At 69.3% G+C, this 18,025-nt stretch carries 16 protein-coding genes; 12 read left to right on the top strand and 4 right to left on the bottom strand.

Features of this window, described 5'->3' with window-relative positions:
- Window positions 1-3: 3 nt before the first annotated feature.
- The 4 genes from lptC to C1707_RS13335 all read right to left on the bottom strand — a co-directional run bounded on the left by lptC (window position 4) and on the right by C1707_RS13335 (window position 3,884).
- The gene (lptC, locus tag C1707_RS13320; RefSeq protein ID WP_240633691.1) at window positions 4-645 is read right to left on the bottom strand and encodes an LPS export ABC transporter periplasmic protein LptC; all 642 of its coding nucleotides are present in this window, start codon (window positions 643-645) and stop codon (window positions 4-6) included.
- Between the two features lie 58 nt (window positions 646-703).
- Window positions 704-1,852, bottom strand: a complete 1,149-nt coding sequence (locus C1707_RS13325) for a DSD1 family PLP-dependent enzyme (RefSeq protein WP_101711245.1) — start codon at window positions 1,850-1,852, stop codon at window positions 704-706.
- 3 nt (window positions 1,853-1,855) lie between these two features.
- Entirely contained in the window at window positions 1,856-3,130 is a 1,275-nt protein-coding gene (locus C1707_RS13330) for a D-arabinono-1,4-lactone oxidase (RefSeq protein WP_101711246.1), read from the bottom strand.
- 91 nt (window positions 3,131-3,221) lie between these two features.
- Complete coding sequence (locus C1707_RS13335) at window positions 3,222-3,884, bottom strand: TetR/AcrR family transcriptional regulator (RefSeq protein ID WP_101711247.1); 663 nt, start codon at window positions 3,882-3,884, stop codon at window positions 3,222-3,224.
- Window positions 3,885-4,032: 148 nt separating this feature from the next.
- Here C1707_RS13335 and C1707_RS13340 point away from each other — a divergent pair, with 148 nt between their 5' ends.
- From C1707_RS13340 to C1707_RS13395, 12 genes are all read left to right on the top strand, one after another.
- Complete coding sequence (locus tag C1707_RS13340; RefSeq protein WP_101711248.1) at window positions 4,033-5,118, top strand: serine hydrolase domain-containing protein; 1,086 nt, start codon at window positions 4,033-4,035, stop codon at window positions 5,116-5,118.
- 112 nt (window positions 5,119-5,230) lie between these two features.
- Complete coding sequence (locus tag C1707_RS13345) at window positions 5,231-6,646, top strand: M20/M25/M40 family metallo-hydrolase (RefSeq protein WP_420808197.1); 1,416 nt, start codon at window positions 5,231-5,233, stop codon at window positions 6,644-6,646.
- Window positions 6,647-6,650: 4 nt separating this feature from the next.
- Window positions 6,651-7,301 carry a suppressor of fused domain protein gene (locus tag C1707_RS13350; RefSeq protein WP_101711250.1) on the top strand — a complete coding sequence of 217 codons (651 nt, stop codon included), beginning with the start codon at window positions 6,651-6,653 and terminating at the stop codon, window positions 7,299-7,301.
- 403 nt (window positions 7,302-7,704) lie between these two features.
- Window positions 7,705-8,610: a cell division protein FtsQ gene (ftsQ, locus tag C1707_RS13355; RefSeq protein WP_101711251.1), complete on the top strand. Its 906-nt coding sequence runs from the start codon at window positions 7,705-7,707 to the stop codon at window positions 8,608-8,610.
- A gap of 33 nt (window positions 8,611-8,643) precedes the next feature.
- A complete protein-coding gene (ftsA, locus tag C1707_RS13360) occupies window positions 8,644-9,969 on the top strand; it encodes a cell division protein FtsA (protein WP_101711281.1) in 1,326 nt (441 codons plus the stop codon).
- Between the two features lie 430 nt (window positions 9,970-10,399).
- Entirely contained in the window at window positions 10,400-11,944 is a 1,545-nt protein-coding gene (ftsZ, locus tag C1707_RS13365; RefSeq protein WP_101711252.1) for a cell division protein FtsZ, read from the top strand.
- Between the two features lie 207 nt (window positions 11,945-12,151).
- Window positions 12,152-12,622 carry an Lrp/AsnC family transcriptional regulator gene (locus C1707_RS13370; RefSeq protein WP_101711253.1) on the top strand — a complete coding sequence of 157 codons (471 nt, stop codon included), beginning with the start codon at window positions 12,152-12,154 and terminating at the stop codon, window positions 12,620-12,622.
- Between the two features lie 294 nt (window positions 12,623-12,916).
- A complete protein-coding gene (gene hisC / locus C1707_RS13375) occupies window positions 12,917-14,035 on the top strand; it encodes a histidinol-phosphate transaminase (RefSeq protein WP_101711254.1) in 1,119 nt (372 codons plus the stop codon).
- A gap of 28 nt (window positions 14,036-14,063) precedes the next feature.
- The gene (hppD, locus tag C1707_RS13380; RefSeq protein WP_101711255.1) at window positions 14,064-15,125 is read left to right on the top strand and encodes a 4-hydroxyphenylpyruvate dioxygenase; all 1,062 of its coding nucleotides are present in this window, start codon (window positions 14,064-14,066) and stop codon (window positions 15,123-15,125) included.
- 158 nt (window positions 15,126-15,283) lie between these two features.
- Window positions 15,284-16,561: a homogentisate 1,2-dioxygenase gene (gene hmgA / locus C1707_RS13385; RefSeq protein ID WP_101711256.1), complete on the top strand. Its 1,278-nt coding sequence runs from the start codon at window positions 15,284-15,286 to the stop codon at window positions 16,559-16,561.
- Between the two features lie 25 nt (window positions 16,562-16,586).
- A complete protein-coding gene (locus C1707_RS13390; RefSeq protein WP_101711257.1) occupies window positions 16,587-17,594 on the top strand; it encodes a fumarylacetoacetate hydrolase family protein in 1,008 nt (335 codons plus the stop codon).
- The gene (locus C1707_RS13395) at window positions 17,591-17,977 is read left to right on the top strand and encodes a Rieske (2Fe-2S) protein (RefSeq protein ID WP_101711258.1); all 387 of its coding nucleotides are present in this window, start codon (window positions 17,591-17,593) and stop codon (window positions 17,975-17,977) included. The genes C1707_RS13390 and C1707_RS13395 overlap by 4 nt, the downstream gene beginning before the upstream one ends.
- Window positions 17,978-18,025 lie beyond the last annotated feature (48 nt).

The following is an 18,025-nucleotide window of genomic DNA, read 5'->3' on the forward strand; positions in this document are numbered from 1 at the left end:
GGCCTAGTTGGTAGGCTGGACGCGGGTGCGGACGCGGCCCTTGAAGACCACGCGGTCGCCCTTGTCGCTGACGCTGTAGCTGTCGGCGCTGACATTGCCGCGCGGACCGGCGCCGGCGACGGGCGCGCCGCCGACGACCTCGCCGGTCTTGGTGTCGATGCGGGCTTCCTGCGAGGCGAACTGGTAGCCCTGGCCGTTGTCGATCTTCACGTCCTGCGTCAGCACCAGCAGGTTCTGGGCTTCCTGGTAGATCCCGTCCTTGGACGTCACCTTGCTGGCGTCGGGCGCGCCGTAGCCGCGCACCAGGGTCGGTTCGACCAGCTTGACCTTGTTGGGATCGGCCGCGTCGCGCTCGGCGCGGCGGGCGGTGATCAGAAAGGCGCGGCCGTCGCGCATGGCGCCGGTGAAGCGCGGATTGTCCATGGCCAGCGGGGCGGCGGTCTGGGCCCGGGCGGCGTTGCGGGCGTCGAGCATGCGGAAGGTGGTCTGGCCGATCACCGTCAGCGACACGCCGGCGGCCAGCACCAGCAGGCCCGCACGCGCCCAGCGCGCCGAGCGCCGACGCCGGTTGCGGCGGGGCTTCTTGGCGGGAGCGGCTGAGAGGGCGGCGGTGGTCATGCGATGGCGATCCGGAACGGACGCCATGGATAGTCTTCAACCCGCCCGACGCCAAAGCGGTTTTTCTGAAGACGGCGAGGGGCTGTTACCGCGACCGCCCTCGCGCCGTGACCGGCCATATGGCCGCCAGCGTGTCGCCCTCGACCACGTGATAGGCGTCGTAGAGGTTCACGGTCGGGTCGCAGTGCGGGGCCGCCAGGGTGACGCGCGCGCCCAGCGGCGGCGGCGAGCCCGACGAAGGGACCAGCGCCCCGTGTTCGTCGCCCATGAAGAAGTAGCGCGAGCCTTCCGGCGCGCCGGCGACGACCTGGGGCGGCTGGGCGTCGGTCGACATCGCCTTGAAGCCGGCGTCCACGGTGACCATGCCCTGGCTGTTGGCGCTGACCACGCGGGCGTCGATGAAGAGCGAGCGTTGGTAGGGACTGGCCTGAGCGCCGTCGCCCGCCAGGTCGCAGGCCAGGTACTGGTCGTCCATGAACACGTAGGAGCCCACCTGCAGCTCGGTGAAGATCGCCAGCTCGGCGTCGATGCGGTGCGAACCGGTGCCCGAGCCGCTGACGATGGCCGGCGCGCCGCCGGCGGCGGTCAGGGCGTCGATCACCTCGCGGATGTAGGCGCCGCGATCCTCCAGCGCCGTCTTGCGCAGGTCGAAGGCTTCGATGTGCTGCTGGACGCCGCAATAGCATTGCAGGCCCTGGTAGCTCAGCGACGGCTGGGCCTGGATCGCCTGGAGCAGCGCGACGGCCGCGTCGGGCGAGGCCACGCCCGTGCGGTGAATGCCGGGGTCCAGGTCGATCAGCACCTCCAGCGGCTTGCCGGTCTTGGCGGCGGCGGCCCCCAGGGCGGCGACGTTGTCGGGATGGTCGACAACGACCTTCAGGCCCTCCGTCGCGAGATTCAGCGCGATCAGGCGGGCGACGGCCGGCGCGGAGACGACGGGCGAGGTGATCAGCAGGCCGCTCGTGATCCCCTCGGCCGCCAGGGCCTCGGCCTCGCCGATCTTGGCGCAGCACAGGCCCGCGGCGCCGGCTGCGATCTGCAGGCGGGCGATGTCGGCGCTCTTGTGGGTCTTGGCGTGGGGGCGAAGCTTCAGTCCCCTGGACGCGGCGAAGGCGGCCATGGTCTCGATGTTGGCGGTCAGGGCGGCGCGATCCACCACCAGCACCGGCGTGTTGAGCTGGTCGCGGGAGCCGGGCTGGCCGACGAGGGCGGCGTGCAGGGCGATGTCGGTCATCGGTCAGATCCCAAACAGCTGGGCCAGGTGGGCGTTGGCGAACTTGGCGGTCGGGTCCCAGGCCGTTCGCACCCGCAGGAAGTCGGCGGCGCGCGGGTAGAGGCGATGGACGTCGGCCGTCGTCAGGTTATGGCGCTTGGCCCAGTGCGGTCGACCGCCGCTGTCGGCCAGCACGGCCTCCATCTCGGCGAAGGCCGGCTTCCACGGCATCCTGGCGTACTGGTGGAACGAGATCGAGGCGCCCGCGCCGATGTTGAACGGGCTCATCCAGATGTCGTCGCCGGCCACGAGGCGGAACTCGAACGGGAAGGTGATCGGCAGGCGGCGCTTACGGATGTGGGCCATGGCCGCACTCAGCGTCGGCAGGCCCGCGGCGCGCGGCATCTCGTACTCCATCTCCTCGAAGCGCACGTTGCGCTCGGAGGGAAAGACCTCGAAGGCCGGGCCGGCGCGGCGGGCGGGCTTGCCGGCGACCTTCATCATCAGCTTCTGCAGGGGCGCGGTCAGGACGGGCAGAGCGGCGCACAGGTCGCAGATCGTGCGGAAGGTGTCCTCGTCGCCTTCGCCGCTCTTGCCCAGGGTCTCGTCGGCCGCTTCGGCCGGAACGGGGTGCAGGGTCTTGAAGATGACGTCGTCGCTGTAGGGAAAGACCCAGAACTCCATGTGCCGGGTGGCGGCGGCCAGTTCGTCGATCCGCTCGGCGACCTGGGCCAGCGGCATGCGGCTGACGCGTTCCTCCAGATGATAGGCTGGGACGACGTCGATGCGGATGGCGACGGCCACGCCCAGCAGGCCCAGCGAAAGGCGTTGGGCCTGGAAGAGCTCGGGCTCCTGGTCGGGGTCGCATTCCACGAGGCGACCGTCGGCCGTGATCAGCCGGAAGCCCCGGGTCTGGGTCGACAGGCTGCCCAGTTCCGCGCCGGTGCCGTGGGTGCCGGTGGCCGTGGCGCCGGCCAGGGACTGGGGATTGATGTCGCCCTGATTGATCAGCGACAGCCCCTCGGCCCACAGGGCGGCGGTCAGGCGCTTGAGGCTCCAGCCGGCGGGGGCCCAGACCGTCTTGCGGTCGGGCGCGATCTCGACGGCGCCGTCCAGTTCCGACAGGTCCAGCAGCAGGCCGTCCGTCTCGCACAGCGGCATGAACGAGTGGCCGGCCCCGACCACGCGCACCTTGTCGGCCTTCGCCACCAGCCGTGACAGCTCGTCCAGCGTGCGCGGCCGGGCGATCCTGCTGGGCGTCGCCACGACGCTGCCCGACCAGTTCTTCCAGCCCTCCATCGGCGTTCCCCCCGCTGCGATGGACTGACGATAGTAAAAACTATCGTTATTGCAAGCCTACTCCTCCCTCGCTTCAGCGGGGAGGAGATTGTCAAATCTCCTGGTCGAACGTCTCGAAATAGCAGTCGAACAGCCGGCCGATCTCCCGGGCCAGGGCCTGTGCGTCCTCTCCCGGCTCCTCGACCGCCATCTCGGTGGCGGCGTAGGTCAGTTCGACCATCATCCGCGTGGCGGTGCGGATCCGCGCGGCGGGCGCCGACGGGAATCGCCCGGCGAGAACCTCGCCGAACTGGCCGGCGACCATGTCGCGCGAGGCGAAGCGCAGCTGCTGCAGCATCGGCACCGCTCGCAGGGCCCGGCCGATCGCCGCGCCGCCGGGAAAGCGGCGGGTCATGTCGATGACGTCGGTCAGCAGGGCGGCGGTCTTGGCCACGCGCTCGGAGGCGGTCTCGCCCTCCAGCCCGCCGGCCTCCATCCAGGCGAACACGGCCTCGTCCTGCAGCCGCATCAGCCGGTCGCCCAGCTCCTTGAGGATCGCGTACTTGTTGGGGAAGTAGCGATAGAGGGCCGGCGGGGTCAGGCCGGCGCGTTTGCAGATGGCGTTGGTGGTCAGCTGCTCGAAGCCGGATTCGATCAGGAGCTCGCCGGCGGTGACCAGCACCACCTCGTAGGTGTCCTGGGCGCGGGCCTGGGTCGGCCGCAGCTTGGCGTCGAGCGGGATGTCGGCGGCCGGTTCGACCGTCGGCTTGGGCATCGGGGTCTCCTGAAGTCGCCACCAGACCTAGAGCGCTTCTCGTCGAATGCCAATGTTCGCTCATTGCCAAAGCTTAACGGGACTTGGCCGGCGGCCTGGGCCACGGTCGCGGCCATCGCTGGGGGCGGCGAGCGTGGGGAGTATTTCTATGATCGATCGTCGCGGCCTGTTCGCCGCCGCCGGGGCGCTGTGCGCCGCGCCTGGCCTGTCCTTCGCGGCCGCGCCGGCCAAGCTGGGTCCCGACAATCCGGCGGTCGACGCCTTCGTCGCCGAGCAGAAGTTCCAGGGCGTGGTGATGATCGGGCGCAGGGGCAGGGCGTCCTACGTCCGCGCCTTCGGCATGGCCGACATCGAGGCGGGCAAGCCGGCGACGCGCGAGACGGTCTACGGGATCGCCTCGATCTCCAAGTGGCTGACCACCATCGCCGTGCTGCGGCTGGTCGAGCAGGGCAAGCTGTCGCTGGACGCGCCGATATCGACCTGGCTGCCGAACCAGCGGCCGGAAACCGGCAAGACGGTGACCCTGACGCACCTTTTGTCCAACACCAGCGGCGTCCCCAACGGCTTCAGCCCGGCCCTGAAGGCCGATCCGGAGGTGCTCAAGCGCGAGATCTCCGCCGCCGAGGCCGTGACCCTGTTCTGCCAAGGCGAGCCGCTGTTCACGCCGGGGAGCAAGTTCGACTACGCCCTGACCAACTGGTTCATGGTCACCGCCATCGTCGAGGCGGCGACGGGCAGGCCGTTCCAGGCGGTGGTCGAGGACCTGACCACAGGGCCGCTGAAGATGAGCCATACCCGCGCCGGCCGCGTCGACGCCGAACCCGGGGTGGCGGCTTCGTACTATGCGGGTCCGCCGCTGGCGCGGCGCGAGAACCCGCGCCTTTCGGTGATGGCGGCCGGCGGCGGCTATTTCAGCACCGCCGACGACCTGCTCGTCGCCGCCCACCTCGTCTTCGACACGCCTTTCCTAAGCGAAGCCTCGCGCAAGGCGCTGACCACCATCCTGGTCCCCGACCAGGACTACGCCCTGGGCGGGCGGGTGCGCACCCTGACCGTCGACGGCCAGCCCAGGCTGGCGGGCTGGGAGACCGGGCGCACGGCCGGCTTCCGCTCGGTGCTGGGCCACCGGCTCGACACCGGCGACCAGGTGGTGATCCTCAACAACACCGACCTGTCGCAGAAGGCGCTGGACCTCTTCGCCGACAAGCTGTTCGGCGCGGCGCCCCGCGCCTGACGGGGCGATTTTCGCCACAGCCGCCGACTGCTGACAAAAGTGGGCGCCGAGCGGGGTTCTCGACCGGAAGAGCAGTGCTATGACAAGCGCCTCTTAGGGGAGAATCCTGCTCATGTTCCGTAGCCTGCTGACCGCCGTCGCCGCCTCCGCCCTGCTCGCGGGCGCCGCACACGCCCCGCAAGCCTACGCCCAGGACGTCAAGACCGCCGAGGCGTTGCGCGACAAGGCCCTGACCGATCGCCTGGCCTGGGACATCACCGAGGACCTGACCACCAACATCGGCCCGCGCCTCGTCGGCTCGCCGGGCATGGAACGCGCCAAGGACTGGGGCGTGGCCAAATTCAAGGCTCTGGGCTTCACCAACATCAAGGTCGACCAGTTCGCCAAGCCGTCGTGGACGCGCGGCGAAGAGAGCGCCGAGCTGGTCGCGCCCTATCCGATGAAGCTGTCGATCGTGGGCCTGGGCCGCACGGTGGCGACCCCGGCCGAGGGCGTCGAGGCCGAGGTGGCGCTGTTCACCACCTACGCCGAGATGGTCGCCGCGCCGGCCAGCGCCATCAAGGGCAAGATCGTCGTCATTACCCAACCCATGGTCCGCGCCCAGGACGGCGCCGGCTACGGCGTCGCGGGCATTTCGCGCCGCGCCGGTCCGGTCGAGGCGGCCAAGCGCGGAGCCGTGGCCCTGCTGATCCGCTCGGTCTCGACCTCCAGCTCGACCGTGCCGCACACCGGCGTGACCACCAACGGCCCGGACGTGATCACCATTCCCGCGGCCGCCCTCGGCGTGCCGGAGGCCGAGCAGCTGGAGCGCCTGGCCAAGAAGGGCCCGCTGCGCATCAAGCTGAAGCTGGCCTCGACCCTCGACGCCGGCGACGTGGCCTGGAACATCTCGGCCGACATCAAGGGCTCGGAGAAGCCCGACGAGGTGATCGTCATCGGCGGCCACCTCGACAGCTGGGACGTCGGCACCGGCGCCTTCGACGACGCCGCCGGCATCGCCATCACCACGGCCGCCGCCAAGCTGATCGGCGAACTGCCCAAGCATCCCAAGCGCACCATCCGCGTGGTCATGTGGGGCTCCGAAGAGAGCGGCGGCTCTTCCGACGCCTTCCTGGCGGCCAACAAGGCCAACCTGGAAAAGCTCGTTTTGGCCGGCGAAAGCGATACGGGCGCCGACCGCATCTACAGCCTGCAACTGCCCAGGGGCTCCGAGGGCCATCCGGCAATGAAGGCGGCCATCCAGGTGCTGAACCCGCTGAAGATCTATTTCGATCAGAACCCCGCCGCCCACGGCGGGGCCGACATCGGGGCCATCGAGGGCGCGGGCGTGCCGGTGGTGAACCTGAACCAGGACGCCAGCCGCTACTTCGACTACCACCACACCGCCGACGACACCCTGGACAAGGTCGACCCGATCCAGCTGGCCCAGAACGTCGCGGCCTGGACCAGCTTCGTCTACCTGGTGGCCGACAGCGACATCGACTTCCGTGCTCTAAGCGCCGCCGCGCCGGCCAAGGCGGGGCACTGATCGCTTGAAGGGCTTCTGGCGTCGCAAGTCGCGCCTGGAGCGCATCTGGGAAGAGCGGGAACAGACGCGCTATCCGGCCCTGTTTGGCCCGGGCGGCGAGGGGATCTTTCCGCTCGGCCCGGAAGCCTTCGCACCGTTCGGCGAGGCGGGGACGCCCGATCCCCGCTGGCTGACCATCGGCGCCTTCCGCTTCGCCCCGACGCCGGAGCGGCCGACCTGGCTACACGTCAGTTCGGGCCTTTCCAACGATTGGGCGGACGAGGGCGAGCCTGGCCTCGGCCACGAGTTGCTGGTCGAGACGCCGTGGCGTGACGACGACGCGATCCGGCTGCTGCATGGCCTGGTCGCCTACGACCTGCTGATCGCCCACGGCCGCTTCGGCGAACCGCGGGTGCTGGAGGTGGGCAGCCGCGTGAACGCGCCGTTCCAATTCGGCGAGCGGGGCGGGATCGCGGGCGTGTTCGTCGCCCAGGGACGCCCCTTTTCCGCCGGCTTCCGGACTGAGGTCGGGGCGGTTGCTCTGCTGTCCTGCGTCGGCGCTGGCCAGGACGAGCTGGATTTCGCCCGCGCCAACACAACCGCCGACCTGCATGCGCGACTGGTGGCGGCTGGCGTCGGAGAGATGACCGACCCCGAGCGGCCGCCGGTTGTCTGAGGCGGACGCGGCTTGGCGCTCATCGCGCGTGCGACGCGTCGCCGCGACCTGGGCGTGAGTCAAAACGCCGCAAGCGTCGCCGTTCATACTTTATGTGCTCATCCACAGATTTGCCGCGCCGCGGCATCACGGCCCAAAGCCCCGGCTGGGTTGGGAAAACACGCCCTAAACCCTGGTGCGGCAAGGCGGCGAGGGGTTAATGCCTGTCCCAGAATGGTGCGCGTCTTGGTTGCCGAGGCGTAACGCGAGGGGCGCTTCGTTATGACGGCATTAACGACCTTCGGGCCTTTCTACGCCTCCGTAGGCGCTTCGCCCGAACCGGCTTCCGTCGTCGAACGACGGTCGGGCCGGGAGAGGCTCCCAAGGGTTCCGTTTTTCTAGTGTCTGATGGTGGAGGACGCTTATGCCCGCGGCAGTGCGGGGGGGACCGCGCAAGCCAGCGCGCCCCCGGGCCGAAGCGCCCGCAAGTCCGAACAAGGCTCGACCGGCTCAGCAACAGCCGGCGGGGAAGCTGCATGCCGCGCGCGGCGGGGTCGGGGTGTCGCCCGGCCTGGCCCTGGGCGTCGCCGGCGGCGCGCTGGCGCTCGCCCTGGTCGTCACCCTGGCCACCGGCCACCGCGCCGAGCGCCTGGGCCAGGCCATGGTCCACGGCGTCGACGGCGAGTTCGCCAACCTGGGCTTCAAGCTGAAGGCCGTGCACGTCACCGGCGCCTCGGCCACGGCCCAGGCCGACATTCTCAAGGCCAGCGGCCTCTATCAGGACCAGCCGACGCTGGGCATGGACCTCGTCGACCTCAAGTCCCGCGTCGAGGGCGTGGGTTGGGTCAAGTCGGCCAAGGTGGTTCGCCTGCTGCCCGACACCGTGATGATCGCCGTCGAGGAGCGCCCGGCCCTGGCCGTGTGGCAGCACTCGGGCCGCCTGAAGGTGATCGACGCCGAGGGCCGCATCATCCGCGAGGCCGACGCCGCGCGCTTCCCGCACCTGCCGCTGGTGGTGGGGCAGGGCGCCGACCAGGCCGCGGGCAACATCCTGCCGGCGGTCAACGCCAGGCCGCGCCTGCGCGATCGTCTCGAGGCGCTGGTGCGCGTCGACGACCGTCGCTGGGACCTTAGACTGAAGGACGGCTCGCTGATCCAGCTGCCGGCCATTGACGAAGAATCCGCGTTGATTCAATTGGATCAACTGGACCAGCGGCAACGCATCCTCGATCTCGGCTTCGCGCGCATCGATCTGCGCGATCCCGAGATGGTGGCGATCCGGCCCCGTGACACCGTGCTGCCAGGGCAGCCCGTGGCCAACGGGGCGTAAGAACAGAAACGATGGACTGAGGTGACCCTGACCATGTCGCGACTTGAGGACCGGAGACAGGCCCGTGACGGCCTGAAGGCGACGCTCGTGCGTCAGCCCGCGGTCGCGGCCGTGGACCTGGGGGCGTCGAAAGTCACGTGCTTCATCATGAAGGCGGACGGCGTCCACCGCGACAATCGCACCCTGACGACCGCCGGGGTCGGCTACGTGCAGTCGCGCGGCGTGCGCGGCGGGGCGATCGTCAATCTGGACGAGGCCGCCCAGGCCATCGCCCAGGCCGTGGAGCGCGCCGAGACGGTCGCCGGCGTCAGCGTCCAGGGGGTCAGCGTCTGCACCGCGGGCGGCCAGCTGGCCAGCCACCGCGTCCACACCCAGGTTTCGCTGGGCGCCCGGCCCATCGCCGACGGCGACCTGTCGCGCGCCATCTCCTCGGCCTTGGCCCAGGTGCGCCTGCCGGGCCGCAAGCCCGTGCACCTGCTGCCGATCGCCTGGTCGGTCGACGGCCAGAAGGGCATTCGCGACCCGCGCGCCATGTTCGGGCGTTCGCTGGGTCTCGAACTGCTGGTCGTCTCGGTCAACGAGAACATCTTCCACACCCTGGCCCACTGCGTCGAACGCGCCCACCTGTCGTTCGAGGGCATCGTCGCCGCGCCGTTCGCTTCGGCCCTGGCGGCCCTGGAAGAGGACGAGATGGACCTGGGCGCCGTCTGCATCGACATGGGCGGCGGCTCGACCTCGGTGGCGGTGTTCAACAACGGCGCCCTTTGCCACGTCGACAGCCTGGCCGTCGGCGGCGGGCACGTCACCCAGGACATCGCCCGCGGCCTGCAGACCTCGGTCGCCGGCGCCGAGCGCATCAAGACCCTGCACGGCAGCGCCATCGCCTCGGCCAACGAGGACCGCGAGATGATCGAGGCCCCGCCGCGCGGCGACGATCCGGGCGCCGGTCCGGTGATCGCGCCCCGGTCCCTGCTGAAGGGCATCATCCAGCCGCGTGTCGAAGAGACGCTGGAACTGCTGCGCGAGCGCCTCAAGGCCTCGGGCGCGCCGGTCGAGCCGGGCGCTGGCATCGTCCTGACCGGCGGCGCCAGCCAGCTGGCGGGCGTGCGCGAAGTGGCCGTGCGGGTGTTCGACCGTCCGGTGCGCCTGGGCCGTCCGCGCCGAGTGCCCCATCTGGCCGACGCGGCCTCGGGTCCGGCCTTCTGCGCCGCCGCCGGCGTGCTGCATCGCACGGCCTTCGGTCCGCGCGAGGTGGTGTCGCCCAAGACCCTCAGCGGCGGCCAGGTGCGCAAGCGCCCGATGGACCCCAACGCCTCGCCGGTGGCCAAGGCCGCCGCCTGGCTGCGCGACAACCTGTAGGCCTTCGTCCCGATGCGGGAATTCGTGAGCGCCTCGCCCGAAAGGGCGGGGCGCTTTCGCGTGCGCGAAGCCAAATCAGCGGGCTCGCCCGACGGGTGAATTAACCCTGTCGTTTAACTTTCTAAGTGCCTGAATGGCCAAACAGTGTAGTTTCGCGCCCCCGAATCCGAGGGTTCGGACGCAAAAAACAGGCCAGCGGCGTTCCGCCGCACAGGGGTTCCGGCCCAGCTTGTAAACCAAGGAGTTCCAGGCAATTCCTTTGGATAACTCGCTTTTTTCGGGTTAAGCGGGATCGACCTGCAGCCGACTCAGATTATGGCTTTAACCGCCAGTTAACGATGGTGGTTGTTCTGTTAACCCGATCGTCGAGGCGTTACCGGCTTGCGGTCGGTTCATTTGGCGAATTCGGCGTAAGGACGCGAGGGTCCCCATGGCTATTTCTCTTTCGGCGCCGCGCACCACCGAGCTGAAGCCGCGCATCGTGGTGTTCGGCGTTGGCGGCGCGGGCGGCAATGCCGTCAACAACATGATCGAGGCGGGCCTCGAGGGTGTTGAGTTCGTCGTCGCCAACACCGACGCCCAACAGCTCCAGTTCGCCAAGACCGACCGTCGCATCCAGCTCGGCGTGCAGATCACGCAGGGCCTGGGCGCCGGCGCGCATCCCGAAGTGGGCATGAGCGCCGCCGAAGAGAGCTTCCCGGAGATCGGCGAGCACCTCGAAGGCGCTCACATGGTGTTCATCACCGCCGGCATGGGCGGCGGCACCGGCACCGGCGCCGCCCCGATCATCGCCAAGTGCGCCCGCGAGCGCGGCATCCTGACCGTCGGCGTGGTGACCAAGCCCTTCCACTTCGAAGGCCGCCACCGCATGCGCCTGGCCGACGCCGGCATCCAGGAGCTGCAGCGCTACGTCGACACCCTGATCGTCATCCCGAACCAGAACCTGTTCCGCGTCGCCAACGAACGCACGACCTTCGCCGAAGCCTTCGGCATGGCCGACCAGGTGCTGCACTCGGGCGTCCGCTCGATCACCGACCTGATGGTGCTGCCGGGCCTGATCAACCTCGACTTCGCCGACGTCCGCACGGTCATGACCGAGATGGGCAAGGCGATGATGGGCACCGGCGAGGGCACCGGCGAAGACCGCGCCCTGATGGCCGCCCAGAACGCCATCGCCAACCCGCTGCTCGACGAAGTCTCGCTGAAGGGCGCCAAGGCCGTGCTGGTCAACGTGACCGGCGGCATGGACATGACCCTGCTCGAAGTGGACGAGGCCGCCAACGCGATCTCCGACCAGGTCGACTCGGAAGCCAACATCATCTTCGGCGCGGCCTTCGATCCGTCGCTGGACGGCGTGATCCGCGTGTCGGTGGTCGCCACCGGCATGGACGGCGCATCGATCCAGCAGATCGAGCCCAAGCCGGCCGCCCGCAACACCCACGCCGCGCCGCTGCTGGCCGAGACCACGCGTCCCGCGCCGCAACCGGCTCCGCAGCCCGCCCCGCAGCCGGTCGCCCAGGCGCCCGCCCAGCCGGAAATCCGCCCGGGTTCGCGCTACGAGGCCCGTCCGATCGAGCGCCCGACCATGGCCTATCCGGAACCGGCCTACGAGCCGGCTCCGCAGCCGCAGGCCCAGGCCGACCTCTACGCCCAGCCGGAAGCCGCCTACGAGCCGGAACCGGTCTATGAGCCGGCTCCCGCGCCGCGCGTCACCCGCATCGTCGACCCGATGGTCGCCGAAGCCGAGGACGAGCCGCTGTACAGCGATCACTACGAGGATCGCCGTCAGCAGAAGAGCGGCGGCTGGATGAGCCTGTTCGGCGGCGGTCGCCAGCAGCGCTACGAGCCTGCCCCGCAGCCGCAGGCCCGCCAGACCGGTTCGGCCCGTCCGCAACTGCAGCCGATCGATCCGCCCCAGGCCGACGACGGCGAGGATCTCGAGATCCCGTCGTTCCTGCGTCGCCTGGCGAACTGAACACCGAGTTAGTACCAGTAAGCGTAACAGTAAGCGTAAAGCGTAAGTCGAAGCGCCCGGGGTCTCTGCCCCGGGCGTTTTGCTTTTTGTCCTCCCCCGTGAAACCGGGGTGGGGCGTCAGCGCCTCCGGGCCGCCTCCCACTTCTGGGGGAGGATTTTGAGCCTTCGTCGTCATATACTGCTGGAAAACCACCTTATCCGGTCACGATGAAGCTCACTCGCACCGACAAGAAGATCCTCGATGTCCTGCAGCGCGACAGCGGCGTCACCAACGTGGAGCTGGCCGACCGGGTGGGTCTGTCGCCCAGTCCATGCCTGCGGCGGGTCAAGCAGCTGGAGGCAGCCGGCCTGATCAGCGGCTATGTGGCGCTGCTGGACCGCCGCAAGGCCAGGCTGGACCTGCTGGCCTATGTCGAGGTCGCCGTCGACCGCCACAACGAGGCCGCCGCCGAGGCCTTCAAGGAGGCGGTGCTGCGCGAGCCGATGGTGGTGGGCTGCCACGCCATGACCGGCAGCTACGACTACCTGCTGCGGGTGGTGGCGCCGAACCTGGACGCCTACGCCGAGTTCACGATGAAGCGCCTGCTGAAGATGCCGGCGGTGAAGGACATCCAGTCGAGCTTCGTGCTGGAGACGATCAAGGACTCCACGGCCCTGCCGCTGGATTATCTGGAATAGGGGCGGATGCCCTTGTTCACGCCTTTTGTACCTTAAGACGCCTTCCTGGGCCTTGTGCCCAGGATCCATGGTTCAGCCTGCTCAGACCTTTCGAGCAAAGCCGAGGTCTGAGCAGCGACCGCCATGGGCCCTCGCCACAGGGGCGAGGGAGGCGGTTGTTGTATGTGGTCGCATATGGGGAAATTAGGTCATAAAATGACCTATACACACATCACCTTGGTCATCATCGCCACAACGCGCCTCCGCGCCTGACCTATCCTGACGTCCGTGTTACCGACTCCCGGAGCGGCCGTCATGCTGGTTCTCGATCGCAAGCCCCAGGCCGCCCCGGCCACGCCGATGCGCGCCGCCCTCGACGGCGTCGTCGCCTACAAGGCCGGCATGACCCTGGCCGAGGCCGGCCGCCGCACGGGTCTTTCCGACTTCGCCAAGCTGGCCAGCAACGAGAACCTGCTGGGCGCCAGCCCCAAGGTCGCCGACGCGGTCATGGCCGCCGTCGCCGAGCCGCAGATCTATCCCGACCCTTATTGCGAGACCCTGCGTGCGGCGATTGGCCAGCGCCTGGGCGTCTCGTCCAGCCGCATCGTGGTGTCGCCGGGCTCGGAAGCGCTGATCGACTACGTGTTCCGCGCCGTGCTGGCCCCGGGCGATAAGATCCTGCTCTCCTCGCCGACCTTCCCGGCCTACGACATCTTCGCCCGCTGCGCCGAAGCCGAGATCGTCGACGTGCCGCGCCTGGCCAATTTCGACCTCGACGTTCCGGCCGTCGCGGCCGCGGCCGCCCAGGGGCCCAAGCTGCTGATCCTCTGCACGCCCAACAACCCCACCGGCAACGCGCTTTCCCGCGAGGCCGTCGAGACCGTGCTGGCCGCCACGCCCAAGACCACCCTGGTGTTCGTCGACGAGGCCTATCGCGAATATTTCGAGGCCTACGACATGCTGGCCGTGCTCGACGCCTGGGGCGGTCCGTGGATCGCCGCGCGCACCTTCTCCAAGGCCTATGGCCTGGCCGGCATGCGGGTTGGCTATGGCGTCGCCTCGAGCGAAGAGCTGATCGCCTATCTCGACCGCCTGCGCCCGCCGTTCAACGTCACCGCCGTCAGCCAGGCCGCCGCCCTGGCCGCCTGGGAAGACCGCGAGCATCTGGCCTCGACCGTCGCCCTGACCCTTTCCGAGCGCGCCCGCGTCGAGGCGGCGCTCGACCAGATGGGCGTCGAGCATACCCGCTCGGAAGCCAATTTCGTCTTCCTGCGCACGCCGGCGGGGCCTGAAGCCGTCGCCATGCGTTTGTTGCACGAAGGGCTCATCGTCCGTCCGACGCCCGTCAAGGGCGGCTGGGTGCGCATCACCATCGGCCGTCCGGCCGACAACGACCGCCTGATCGCCGGCCTGCCGGCCGCGCTGGTTCCGTAAAGACATAACGAGCCTTAGGGAGGCTTCCATGCCCGTCACGCCCGAAAACCCCCTCGGCCTGAACGGCTTCGAGTTCGTCGAATTCACCAGCCCCGATCCGGCGGCGATGAAGGCGATCATCGAGCAGCTGGGCTTCGTGCCCGCCAGCACCCATCCGACCAAGGCGGTTACCCGCTACAAGCAGGGCCGCATCAACCTGCTGGTCAACGACGAGGCCGCCGGCCAGGTCGCCGATTTCCGCAGCCAGCACGGCCCGTCGGCCAACGGCATGGCCTTCCGCGTCGACGACGCAAGCCAAGCCTTCGCCGACGCCTTGGAGCGCGGCGCCAAGGCCGCCGACGCCAGCCGTTCGGTCCTGGGCGCGGACGCCAAGGTGCTGGAAGGCATCGGCGGGTCCTTGCTCTATCTCGTCGAAGGCGAGGGGAGCATCTATGACGCCTGGACGCCGGTTCCCGGCGCCGCCGAGGCCGAAGCCGCCAATTCGGTGGGCCTGGATCTGCTCGACCACCTGACCCACAACGTCAAGCGCGGCCAGATGCGCACCTGGTCGACCTTCTACAACCAGGTCTTCGGCTTCGAGGAGCAGAAGTACTTCGACATCAAGGGCCAGGCCACGGGCCTGTTCAGCCAGGCGATGATCGCGCCCGACAAGGCCATCCGCATCCCGCTGAATGAAAGCCAGGACGACAAGAGCCAGATCGAAGAGTTCATCCGCCAGTACAACGGCGAGGGCATCCAGCACCTGGCCCTGACCACGGCCGACATCTACGACACCGTCGAGCGCCTGCGCGCCCGCGGCGTCAAGCTGCAGGACACCATCGAGACCTATTACGAGCTGATCGACAAGCGCGTGCCGGGCCACGGCGAGGACCTGGAGCGCCTGAAGAAGAACCGCATCCTGCTGGACGGCAATGTCGGCGACGAGGGCCTGCTGCTGCAGATCTTCACTGAGAACCTGTTTGGCCCGATCTTCTTCGAGATCATCCAGCGCAAGGGCAACGAGGGCTTCGGCAACGGCAACTTCCAGGCCCTGTTCGAGAGCATCGAGCTGGACCAGATCCGCCGCGGCGTGATCACGGTCGACGCGTAAGGCGCATCTGCACCCTACGCCCGTCATCCCGGCCGTAGCGCGTAGCGCGAAGAGCCGGGACCCAGGGGTCGTGCGCACCGCCCTTGGGTCCCGGATCGGCCTTGCAGGCCGTCCGGGATGACGATCTAGTTGCACCTGAAAGTACGAGAGGGGCATCGATGGACCTCCGCTACCAGACCGGCTTCGGCGCCCACTTCGCGACCGAGGCCGTGGCCGGCGCGCTGCCGGTGGGGCAGAACTCGCCGCAGCACACGCCGCTCGGCCTCTATGCCGAGCAGCTGTCGGGCACGGCCTTCACCGCGCCCCGGCACGAGAACCGCAGGAGCTGGCTCTACCGGCTGCGGCCCAGCGCCGGGCATGGACCTTACAAGCCTTACGACCAGCCGAAGCTGACCAGCGTGATCGACGGGCCCGTCACGCCCAACCGCCTGCGCTGGAGCCCGATCGAGATCCCCGCGACGCCGACCGACTTCGTCGACGGCCTGGTCACCCTGGCCGGCAACGGCGACGTGGCGGCCCAGGCTGGCATGGGCGTGCATCTCTACCTGGCCAACGCCTCGATGAAGGACCGGGTGTTCTACGACGCCGACGGCGAGCTGCTGATCGTGCCGCAGCAGGGCGTCCTGACCCTGGTGACCGAGATGGGCTGGCTGAAGGCCGGTCCCGGCCACATCGCGGTGATCCCGCGCGGCGTGCGCTTCCGCGTCGAGGTGGACGGACCCTCGCGCGGCTATGTCTGCGAGAACCACGGCGCGGCCCTGCGCCTGCCGGAACTGGGGCCGATCGGCTCCAACGGCCTGGCCAATCCGCGCGACTTCGAGACGCCCGTGGCGGCCTTCGAGGACGTCGATGCGCCCACCCTGGTGATCCAGAAGTTCCAGGGCAGGCTGTGGGCGGCCGAATGGGACCACAGCCCGCTGGACGTGGTGGCCTGGCACGGCAACCTCGCGCCGTATCGCTACGACCTGGCGCGCTTCAACACCATCAACACGGTCAGCTACGACCACCCCGATCCGTCGATCTTCACGGTGCTGACCTCGCCCAGCGACACGCCGGGGACGGCCAACGTGGATTTCGTGATCTTCCCGCCGCGCTGGATGGTGGCCGAGCACACCTTCCGGCCGCCCTGGTTCCACCGCAACGTGATGAGCGAGTTCATGGGGCTGGTGCACGGCGCCTACGACGCCAAGGAGGGCGGCTTCGCCCCGGGCGGGGCCAGCCTGCACAACTGCATGAGCGACCACGGCCCCGACGTGGCCAGCCACCGCAAGGCCGTCGAGGCCGAGCTGGGCCCGCACAAGATCGACAATACCCTGGCCTTCATGTTCGAGAGCCGCTGGGTGATCGCGCCGACGAAGTTCGCGCTGGAGCATCGCGCGCTTCAGGCCGACTATGACGCGTGCTGGGACGGGTTCCCCAAGGCCCGCCTGCCGTAACCAGAACAGGAAGAGGAAGCGCCGAATGAAGCTCGCGTCTCTGAAGGGCGGCCGCGACGGCCGTCTGGTCGTGGTGTCGAACGACGTAGCCTGGTGCACCGACGCCGGGACGATCGCCCCGACCTTGCAGGCGGCGCTGGACGACTGGGAGCGCTGCGAGCCGCTGCTGCGCGGCCTGGCCGAAAGCCTCGAGCACGGCGGCGTGCCCAGGGAGCGGTTCCACGAGCACGACGCCCTGAGCCCGCTGCCGCGCGCCTACCAGTGGGTGGACGGCAGCGCCTACGTCAATCACGTCCAGCTGGTGCGCAAGGCGCGCGGGGCCGAGATGCCCGACAGCTTCTGGACCGATCCGCTGATGTATCAGGGCGCGTCGGACGGATTCCTGGCCCCCCGCGACACCATCCCGCTGGCCGACGCGGCCTGGGGCTGCGACCTGGAGGGCGAGGTGGCGGTGATCGTCGGCGACGTGCCGCTGGGCGCCAGCCGCGAGGAGGCGCTCGAGGCCATCCGTCTCGTGATGCTGTGCAACGACGTCTCCCTGCGCAACCTGATCCCGGCCGAACTGGGCAAGGGCTTCGGCTTCGTGCAGTCCAAGCCGGCCAGCGCCTTCTCGCCGGTGGCGGTCAGCCCCGACGTCCTGGGCCAGGCCTGGAAGGACGGCAAGCTGTCGGGCGCGCTGCTGGTCGAGCTGAACGGCAAGGATTTCGGCCGCGCCGACGCCGGCGTCGACATGACCTTCGATTTCGGGACCCTGGTGGCCCACGCGGCCAAGACCCGCGCGCTGGCCGCGGGCACCATCGTCGGCTCGGGCACGGTCAGCAATCGCGACGCCGACGGCGGCCCGGGCAAGCCGATCTCCGATGGCGGTCTCGGCTATTCGTGCCTGGCCGAGCTGCGCACCGTCGAGACCCTCCTGCACGGCGCGCCCAGGACGCCGTTCCTGCTGGGCGACGACACCGTCCGCATCGAGATGAAGGACGCCAAGGGCCACACCATCTTCGGCGCCATCGAGCAGACGGTCGAGCGGGTTTGAGCCAAGGCGCCGACACTCAGGTCGAGACTGTCGGCCGGGTCTGGTCGACGCGGGCCGGGATCAATCTCGGCCCGCTCGACCTGATCGCCGACGGGGCGGCGCGCAACTACGTGCTGCAGATCGGCGCCAATCGCTTCCACGGCTTCGTGGTGCGGCGGGGCCAGGCGGCGTTCGGCTATGTCGACCGCTGCCCGCACGCCGGCCTGCCGCTGGCCCAGCAGCTGGACCAGTACCTGACGCCGGACGGCGGCATGATCGCCTGCTCCTGGCACGGCGCGGTGTTTTCCATCGAGGACGGGGCCTGCCTGGGCGGTCCCTGCGCCGGCGGCCGCCTGACGCCGTGGCCGGTCCAGGTCGAGGACGGGCAGATCAGGACGGCCTGACGCCCAAAAGAAAAGCCGCCCTCCAGGAGAAGAAGGCGGCCCAGTGAA

Origin of the sequence: Caulobacter flavus (assembly GCF_003722335.1) — a bacterium.
In the GTDB taxonomy this organism is placed as follows: domain Bacteria; phylum Pseudomonadota; class Alphaproteobacteria; order Caulobacterales; family Caulobacteraceae; genus Caulobacter; species Caulobacter flavus.